This window comes from Vibrio sp. Vb1574 (assembly GCF_033338675.1).
In genome coordinates this window covers 1-1,794 of the sequence record NZ_JAWOTC010000118.1, presented here as the reverse complement: position 1 = coordinate 1,794, position 1,794 = coordinate 1, and the positions used below count along the sequence as shown (strand labels likewise).

The following is a 1,794-nucleotide window of genomic DNA, read 5'->3' as shown; positions in this document are numbered from 1 at the left end:
AAGTTTATTCCAAATACGGTAAAGAAATTTACATGTGCGCGAAAAACGGTGGTGGTGATCCAGACATGAACTTGTCTCTGAAACACCTAATCGCAAAAGCGAAAAAAGACCAGGTTCCTGCGCACGTTATTGAAAAAGCACTAGACAAAGCAAACGGCGGCGGTGGTGAAGACTACGTACCTGCACGTTACGAAGGCTTTGGTCCTGGTGGCACAAGCGTGATCGTCGACTGTCTAACAGACAACGGCAACCGTACTTTCCAAGATGTTCGCCAATGCTTTGTAAAAGTTGGCGCGAAAATTGGTGTGGAAGGTTCTGTGTCTCACATGTTCGATCACCAAGCGGTATTCCAATTCAAAGGCGAAGACGATGAAGTGATTCTTGAAACGCTAATGATGGAAGACGTAGACGTAACTGACGTTGAACTAGAAGATGGTGTGATCACAGTATTTGCTCCTCACACTGAGTTCTTCAAAACGAAAACAGCGCTAAACGCAGCTTTCCCTGATCTGACAATTGATGTGGAAGAAATCACTTTCGTTCCTCAAACTCAAACGCCAGTAACGGGTGAAGACGCAGAGAAATTCCAGAAGTTCCTAGACCTTCTAGATGACTGTGACGACGTTCAGCAGGTATACCACAACGCTGAGCTATAATTTTTAGCTTTCGTTGTTGTAAAAAAGGCTTCCCGAGGGAAGCCTTTTTTGATCGTGCTGATGGTTGCGAGTAGCGCTAAGTATTACGGTATTTGGAGTAACACAGAGACATGATTACGCCAAAGCAGATGCCCTGTGTCAGCATGGCAGTTCCGCCGTAACTAAAGAATGGAAGCGGGCTTCCCATTACTGGCAACAATCCACTCACCATTCCAGTATTAATAAAGGCGTAGAGGAAGAAGCTCATCGCCAAGGTGCCACTGACTAAGCGACTAAAAAAGTGCTCAGATTGGCCTGCTAGCAACATCACCCGTGCGGTAATAAATAGGTATAGCGACAGCAATCTCACACAGCCAATGAACCCCCATTCCTCCGCATAGGTTGAAAAGATAAAGTCGGTATGACTTTCTGGAATAAAGCCCAGTGTTCCTTGTGTGGCATTCATCCAACCTTTGCCTTTCATACCGCCCGAACCGATCGCAATCAGCGACTGAATGATTTGGTAACCAGAGCCAAGTGGGTCAGATTCTGGGTGTAAGAACTGAGTCACACGGCTTTTTTGGTAGGCTTCCATCACGAAAAACCACAGAATCGGGGCGAGCGTTAGAACGCTCACCACAAATCCGCCAATGATTTTCCAGCTCATACCCGCGAAAAACAACACGAATAGTGCGTAGATCACGGTAAAGATCGCACCATCCAGATCGGGTTGCAAAGCGATCAACCCTGCGGGAACCAAGGTAATCATCAAACAAAGCGCGATTTTACGAAAGTCAGGTCTGCCGCCTTCCAAGTGCAGCATCCAAGCGATCATGATCGGAATCGACAGCTTAATTAATTCCGAAGGTTGAAAACGAAAAAAGCCGATATCTAGCCATCGTTGTGAACCGTTAGTGCTGTCACCAAACAGCGCGACGGCCAGCAGTAACGACACGGCGACAAAATACAAGTACGGTGCCGAGCGTTGATAACTGGCTGCTGGAATGGATGACATCACCAGAATACACACCAGTGTCAGTGCGCAGCGGGCTAAGTGTTTAAAGAGCATGGATTCATCAAAGCCACTGGCGCTCCATAGCGTCAGCGAGCTCAATAACATGATCGGAATTATCGCCATCAAAAGTGGCAAATCGATTCT

Annotated in this window: 2 protein-coding genes; one reads left to right on the top strand and one right to left on the bottom strand. The window is 46.9% G+C overall.

Features of this window, described 5'->3' with window-relative positions; translation table 11 throughout:
- Nucleotides 1-656 (top strand): YebC/PmpR family DNA-binding transcriptional regulator (locus R7O12_RS24015; RefSeq protein ID WP_318126548.1); only part of this gene is annotated, 656 nt, incomplete at its 5' end.
- 76 nt (nucleotides 657-732) lie between these two features.
- Here the strand turns inward: R7O12_RS24015 and rodA are convergent.
- Nucleotides 733-1,794, bottom strand: a 1,062-nt coding sequence (rodA, locus tag R7O12_RS24010; protein ID WP_318126547.1) for a rod shape-determining protein RodA, incomplete at its 5' end; no start/stop codon positions are given.